The sequence below is a fragment of the Intrasporangium sp. genome (assembly GCF_036566125.1).
In the GTDB taxonomy this organism is placed as follows: domain Bacteria; phylum Actinomycetota; class Actinomycetes; order Actinomycetales; family Dermatophilaceae; genus Intrasporangium.
This window is the reverse complement of record NZ_DATCWX010000173.1, coordinates 1-6,675: the sequence shown is the minus strand read 5'-3', so window position 1 is coordinate 6,675 and position 6,675 is coordinate 1. Positions and strand designations below refer to the sequence as shown.

Annotated in this window: 6 protein-coding genes and 1 pseudogene; 3 read left to right on the top strand and 4 right to left on the bottom strand. The window is 70.4% G+C overall.

Going from position 1 to position 6,675, the window contains the following annotated elements; translation table 11 throughout:
* The coding region (locus VIR15_RS10540) for an SWIM zinc finger family protein (protein WP_331927434.1) at positions 1-1,194 on the bottom strand (1,194 nt) is incomplete at its 3' end.
* A 69-nt stretch (positions 1,195-1,263) separates the two neighbouring features.
* Positions 1,264-2,043 carry a TetR/AcrR family transcriptional regulator gene (locus VIR15_RS10535; RefSeq protein ID WP_331927433.1) on the bottom strand — a complete coding sequence of 260 codons (780 nt, stop codon included), beginning with the start codon at positions 2,041-2,043 and terminating at the stop codon, positions 1,264-1,266.
* Between the two features lie 83 nt (positions 2,044-2,126).
* On the opposite strand from VIR15_RS10535, the gene VIR15_RS10530 reads away from it, so the two are divergent.
* Positions 2,127-2,534, top strand: a complete 408-nt coding sequence (locus tag VIR15_RS10530; protein WP_331927432.1) for a VOC family protein — start codon at positions 2,127-2,129, stop codon at positions 2,532-2,534.
* Positions 2,535-2,618: 84 nt separating this feature from the next.
* Here the strand turns inward: VIR15_RS10530 and VIR15_RS10525 are convergent, their stop codons facing one another.
* Positions 2,619-3,452, bottom strand: coding sequence for a DUF6299 family protein (locus VIR15_RS10525; protein WP_331927431.1), 834 nt, complete (start codon positions 3,450-3,452; stop codon positions 2,619-2,621).
* Positions 3,453-3,624: 172 nt separating this feature from the next.
* Between VIR15_RS10525 and VIR15_RS10520 the strand changes: the two genes are divergently transcribed.
* Positions 3,625-4,860, top strand: a complete 1,236-nt coding sequence (locus tag VIR15_RS10520; protein WP_331927430.1) for a S8 family peptidase — start codon at positions 3,625-3,627, stop codon at positions 4,858-4,860.
* Between the two features lie 74 nt (positions 4,861-4,934).
* On the opposite strand, the gene VIR15_RS10515 is transcribed toward VIR15_RS10520, so the two are convergent.
* Positions 4,935-5,996: an alpha/beta hydrolase family protein gene (locus tag VIR15_RS10515; RefSeq protein WP_331927429.1), complete on the bottom strand. Its 1,062-nt coding sequence runs from the start codon at positions 5,994-5,996 to the stop codon at positions 4,935-4,937.
* A 196-nt stretch (positions 5,997-6,192) separates the two neighbouring features.
* Between VIR15_RS10515 and VIR15_RS10510 the strand changes: the two are divergent.
* Positions 6,193-6,675, top strand: a pseudogene (locus tag VIR15_RS10510) (hypothetical protein); the annotation flags it as partial.

Sequence of the window (6,675 nt, the reverse complement as noted above, 5' to 3'; positions counted from 1 at the left end):
CGCGCCGACCGGCCCACGCCGGTCGGCAGCCCGTCCCGCGCCGCCACCACCATCGAGCACCGTCGCCCGGACATCTTCGAGGGCGACCGGCACCCGCCAGGCCCACGGGTTGACGGCCCACGTCGCGGCGGCCTTCGCATGGGCGGCGTCGACCGAGCCGGCGTCCGCGAGCCCACCCCTCGCATCCGAGAGAACAGGCTCGTCGACGAAGAGGGCCCGGTGCACGGCCTTGCCGGGATAGCGGGCGAGGGTTGCGTCGAGGACCGACCCGACGACCCGGGCCATCGGCAGGACCTGTCCACCGGCCGCGAAGTCCAGCACCTGGACGGTCTCGCGAGAGGCCTGCCCCCGCAGCCACGTGCGCTGCTGCTGGAGCCGGCCGTCGTCGGTCCGGTGCGCCCCGAGGACGGTCCACCGGTCGGTGACGCTGTCGCGCTGTCGCACGGACTCCGTCGAGACCGACCACCCGATGACGGTGCGCAGGTCGCCTGCGGCGTCGTCGTCCGCCGTCGCTCGCTGCGACCAGGCCCGCGTCACGGTCCACCACCGGCCCATCGCGGCGAGGAGGTGGTCCGGCCAGTCCGAGCGGGTGGCGACGTCGGACGCCATCGACCGGACCTGGTCGGCCAGACCGGGCAGCTGCGCGTCGACGAGCCGTGCCGCGGTCGTGTCCCACCAGGCGTACGGCTGGGAGCGCACAGACGCCGTGCCGCCCCGGGCGAGGTCGCCGAGCCACCGTGCGAATTCGTCCATGCCCGACGTCATCAGGGCGAGCCGCTCCTCGAGCCGCTTGGCCTGCGCCGTCGGGTCGGGCGCCCGCTCCGTGCTTGCCGCCCGTCCGGCAGACCTGCTCGTGGCACGGGCAGCGCGCTCCGCCGCCCACTCGGCGGCGAAGCCGGTCGCTTCGGCGGCGTCCTGGACGGAGCCGGAGCCCTCGACCCAGAGCATGAGCAGCGCCAGACCGTGCTTGCAAGGAAGCTTCCGGCTCGGGCAGGAGCACCGGAAGGCCGGCTCGGTGAGGTCAACGCTCACCTGGTAGGGCGCCTTGCCCGAGCCCTGGCACTTGCCCCACACGAGGGTGTCGGTCGACCCAGTGTCCGACCAGGGGCCGGGGCGCGCGAGCCTGCGCGCGGCCGCGAGCGACGAGGCATCCGGAGCCAGCGCGGCGACCTGTTGGGGGGTCCATCGAGTCATGGTCTCGACATCATGACCGACGTCACCCACACCAGGCGGCACACCCCGGCAAATCGACCCGGCCAGCCCTCAGTGCTCGATGAGGGCCCCGAGGCCGTCCAGCGTCCGGGCCAGCCCGAACCGCCACGCATGCTGCGCGCTCCACGACGAACCATGGGCCTCGCCCGCCGCCGCCCCGATGCGGACTGCCCGGGGATAGGAGGCCGGGTCGAGTACCCGCTCGAGGAGGGGCTGGTTCGCGGCCCACCAGGCTGCGTCGGACATCGCCGTGTCCCTCGTCGTCCGTGCCGCGTCGTGCGCAGCCCGGGCGTGGCCCTGGACGAAGGCCAGCAGATGGGCCAGCACCGCATCCGCCGTCACATCGTCGAGCCCGGTGCCGTCGAGTGCCGCCAGCTCATGCTCGTACTTGGCCATGAGTCCCGGTCCGAGTGGCGGCCGGCTGAGGACGGCAACCTCGGTGAGCCAGGGATGCTCCGCGAACAGGGCGCGGTTCGTCTCGGCGACGCGCTCGAGCCGGCGTCTCCACGTCCGGATGCGCCAGGGGCGCCGTGGCATGCGCAGATAGAGGAGGTCCACCATGAGGTCGAGGAGCTCGGCCTTCCCGGGCACGTAGGTGTAGACGGACATCGTCGACACGCCGACCCGCTGTGCGACACCCCGCATCGTCACTGCTGCCAGACCTTCGGCGTCGGCGAGCGTGAGCCCGGCGTCGACGACCGCGTCGACGGTGACGCTGCGACCCGGTCCACGGCGCCGTTCGCCGCCCGGCCCGTCGCTGCCGCGGGCGTCGCGCCACAGGAGGGCGAGAGTCCGGCTCGGCTCCCCCGCGCCGGTCGAGGCGTCAGCCATGGGAACCATCCTCGCGATCTATCGGTTGTACCTCGTACGCTGTACACCGTACAGTAACTGGTCCGCACCACCACAGGAGTCCCATGAACATCACCGCCTCAGCGATCTCGCTCAACGTGAAGGACGTCCGCGCCTCCGCAGACTGGGCCACGACGTACCTCGGGTTCAGCGAGGAGATGTCCGCAGAGGGCTTCTGCTCCCTCAGCCACCCGAGGGCCGGCTTCAACCTGATCTACCTCGCAACCGGCCTGTCAACCTTCAAGCCGGCCTCCGCCGCCGGGCAGGCCGACGGGCTCCTCGTCGTCTTCACCGTCGACGACATCGACGCCGAGTACGCCCGCCTCCAGGGCGAGGCGGTCACGATCGTCACGCCCATTGAGACCGAGCCGTGGGGCGAGCGCTACTTCCAGATGACCGACCCCAACGGGGTCGTCTACCAGCTCGTCCAGTGGGTCGAGCCCACGGACGCGCAGTACGCGACCCAGCAGTAGCACGACTGAGCAGTATGCCGCTGAGCGCACTCAGCGGCATACGACTCGATCCGTCGTGGCGGGCTCACCTGCCCGCGTGGCTCACTACTTCTTGCCCTTGAGCTGGATCTGGTTCTCGGCGAAGTACTCCGAGCAGAAGACCACGCCGCACGCAACGGACAGCGTCGCGCTGACGGCCTTCCCACCCTTGAACAGGCCGTTGTCGCCGATCACCGCGAGCTCCCACGGGCGGACGGTGTCGTCGCAGGTGACCTCGGTCCCACCGGAGCCGCGGATGAGGAGTCGGCCCACGCGCTGGGTGACCTGGGCCTCGAGGAACGCGAACTCGGCTTCGCTGCCGCACATGATCGTGCCGGAGATGATCGCGGAGCCGGTCTTGGAGTCGAAGCGGCCCGTCGGGTTGACGGTCACATCGAGGGCAGGCGCCGGTGGTGCAACGTCAAGGGTGAGCGCCATCTGACCGCCGTTGCCTGCGCCATCGGTCTGGTCGTCGATGACGACGATGTAGTAGGTCTCGTTGGCGACGGCATCCCAGACGGCCCCGCCGGGGCCGCACCCGAGGACGGTGAAGCTGCCCGGCGCACCGGCGGCCACGAAGACGCCGGCGCCGTAGTCCGACGCCCTCACGTCCGCGAACATGACGTTGTCCTCGGTCGGCGTGAAGGAGAACCAGACGCTCGCGTCCATGGCCGGCGGCACGCCGCACACGTCCGCGCCCGCAGCGGAGAGCTCGGCGTCGTCGGCGTCCGTCGTCGCCTCGGTCGTGTCCTGACTCGTCGAGGACGGGAAGGAAGCGATCGCTTCCGCACCCGGATAGGTGTCATTGCTGGGTGGCGCCGCGAGCGCGGGCGATCCCACCACTGCGAGCGAGGTGAGGGCGGCTGCGATAGCCGCCAGGAACCGACGTGAAGCCTTCATCGACCTTCCCCTTTGGTCTTTGCGCCAGGCGCCGGATCCCAACGTCGCGCCCCTGCGCCGTGGATACGGTTTCAGCCGTTGGGCCGCGTGACCTAAGTCACACGCAATACGCTACTGACGGGGCCTCCTCCGTGCAGGGGAACGCCTCGAACTCAGGGGATAGGGGACCAACATGGCTTTCAAGCGTCGCTCGCTGGTGTCGCTCCTGCTCGCTTCGACCGTGGGCCTGACTGTCGCCGTGACCGGCTGGACCGCCTCGGCCGCAACGCCGGCCACCACTTCTGCCGGCTCTGCCAATGCCGCACGGTCCTTCATCATCTCGCTCCGGTCCGGTGTCGACCCGGCCCGAGCAGCTGCCGAGCTGGCAGGCGCGAGGGGGGCGGCGGTCGACCACATCTACCGGCACGCTCTGCGGGGCTTTTCCGCTCGCCTCACACCCTCGGCACTCAAGGCGGTGTCCAATGACCCGCGCGTGGCGACAGTCGTGCGCGACCGGGAGGTGCGCATCACGGCCCAAACCGTTCCGGCCGGTATCGCGCGCATCGGCGGCATCGAGAGCTCGACCGCATCGGGCGATGGGCGCGGCTCGGTCGACGTCGACATCGCCGTCATCGACACGGGCATCGACTCGAAGCACCGGGACCTCAACGTCGTCGGCGGCGTCAACTGCGTGACCGGCAACCTCACCTACGACGACCTGAATGGCCATGGCACCCACGTCGCAGGCACCGCCGCGGCCAGCGACAACAAGATCGGCGTCGTCGGCGTCGCTCCCGGGGCCCGCCTGTGGGCGGTGCGCGTCCTCGACTCCAACGGCAACGGCCTCACCTCGTCGATCATCTGCGGGATCGACTGGGTCACGGCGCACGCCGGCACCATCGAGGTCGCCAACATGAGTCTCGGCGGTGCTGGTGTCGCGGGTTCGTGCACTGACGGCGGGATGCGCCAGGCCATCTGCCGCTCAGTCGCCGCAGGTGTCACGTACGTCGTCTCGGCCGGCAACGCCGGGAGCGATGCCGGAGGCTTCGTGCCGGCGAGGTACCCCGAGGTCATCACCGTGTCGGCGATTACCGACTTCGACGGTGAGGCAGGCGGATTCGGCTCGCCGACGTGTGCGTACGGCACTGATGACACCTTCGCGGGCTTCTCCAACTTCGGCGACGCTGTCGACCTCACCGCCCCGGGTGTGTGCGTCCTGTCGACGTGGCGAGGTGGCGGGTATCAGTCGATCTCCGGGACCTCGATGGCGAGCCCGCACGTCGCAGGCGCGGCGGCGCTCTACCTGTCAACCCATCGCGGCGCCTCACCGGCTGCGGTGAAGGCGGCGCTCATCGGTGCCGGGACCTCCGACTGGACCGGCAACCCGGACGGCGTCCAGGAACCCCTCGTCAACGTCGCCGGCTTCTGACCCAGCCACACGACCACTGAGCGGTATGCCGCTGAGCCAGCTCAGCGGCATACAGCCGTGTGTTGGTGGTTGCGTCAGTCGCCGAGGTTCGCGTCGAGGAACGCCTCGGTCCGGCGGATCGAGAGCGACCACTGGGACGTGAAGGTGTGCCGCTGACCCTCGTAGACGTAGTAGGTCACCTTCTTGCCCGCCTGCTTGAGGGCGGCCACTGTTTCCTCCGACCACTCGATGGGGCAGCTCTCGTCGGCCGTGCCATGGTGGATGAGAATCGGGTCGGTGACGCGGTCGAAGTAGGTGCGGGGGCTCATCAGGGCCCAGGTCTCCGGGGACTGCTCAGGGGTCCCCAGCCGTCTCATGATCTTCTGGGCGTCACCCCCCTGGTCGTTGTCGCGGCGCACCCACATGTTGAAGTTGTCGACGGCGTCGGAGCTCACCGGCGCGTAGGCCACGGCGGCCTTGAACAGGCCCGGCTTCGCGACGACCGCCTCGTAGACGACGCCGCCACCCATCGACCGCCCGACGATGCCGATGCGATCCGGGTCGACCGATCCGAACTGCTCGAGGGCCAGGCCAGCGTTGATCGCGTCGATGGCGTAGCCGACACGCAGATTGGCGCCGTTGTCCGGGTCGTCGTCGGACTGGGCGTGGTTGCGGTAGTCGATGTGGAGCGTGACGTAGCCCTGCCGCGCGAGGTAGTCGCGTTCGCGCAGCATCGTCGCCCCGTTCGTGTACTCCTCGAGGGGGACGTAGCCATGGGCGAGCACGACGGCAGGGAAGGGGCCCCGACCGCGGGGGATGTTGATCCGACCGGAGATGGTCAGGCCGTCGCCCTGGTAGGTCGCGTAGTACTGCCGATAGGCGCTCGTGCTGCCGCTTTCGCGGCCCAGCCGGAGGTTGCGGCCGTCGTAGTCCTTGTCGATGAGGGCCTGCATGGATGCCGGGTCTGGCGCAGCGGTCGTCGTTGTGCTGGGCGTCGGCGTCGCCTCTGTCGTCGGCGCGGACGTTGGCGGTGCGCTCGTGGCTGCGGTGGTCGGGTTCGCAATGGTGGGGCTGCCGGCCTCGCCGCCGCCGCCCGTACAGGCGCCGACGGCCAGTAGGGCCGTCAGCGAGATGCCGATGTAGGCGCTCCTCCCCACACCTCAGTGTCACCACTCGGCTCGGATCGGCCAAGAACGTGCCCCACTTCCGATTCCAGACCGTGACATCAGGCGGTCTTCGGCCGCATGCCGCTGACCTGCGTCTGCCTGGGGGTGTTGTCGGTGGTGGGTGGTCGAATGTGGTTGGGGCACTGGATGAGAGGCCACGAAGGGGATGGCACCGCACGAGTGTGGATTGACGGAGTTGGAGCTGGAGCTGGGGTCGCGGGTGTTCGCCCGCGGGCGGCGGGTCGCCGGGGGCGAGGGCCCGGAGGGTGCGCCGGGGGTGGTGCGGCGGTGTTGGCCGGACCCGGTCCGGGAGGCGTTGGCGTTGGACGAGGCGTCCGGGGCCGCGGTGGAGCGGATCGTCGAGCTGGAGGGGGTCAAGGCCCGGGTGGAGGCGCAGCTGCTGGACACCTACGGGTGGTTGCACACGGTGCTGGGGCAGCAGTACGACGGGATCGTCTCGCGGACCGGGTCCGGGGGCCGGAGGCTGCCGATCGGGTTGGACCAGGTCGTGGCGAAGGAGATCTGCGCGGCGACCGGGCTCGGCGAGGGCGAGGTGTCGCGCCGGTTGGCGTTGGCGATCCGGCCGCGGCGGCACCGGGTGGTCCGCGAGCGGATGGCGTGCGGGCTGCTCGGGTTGGGGCGGGCGCTGGCGCTGTCCGAGGCGTCCGCG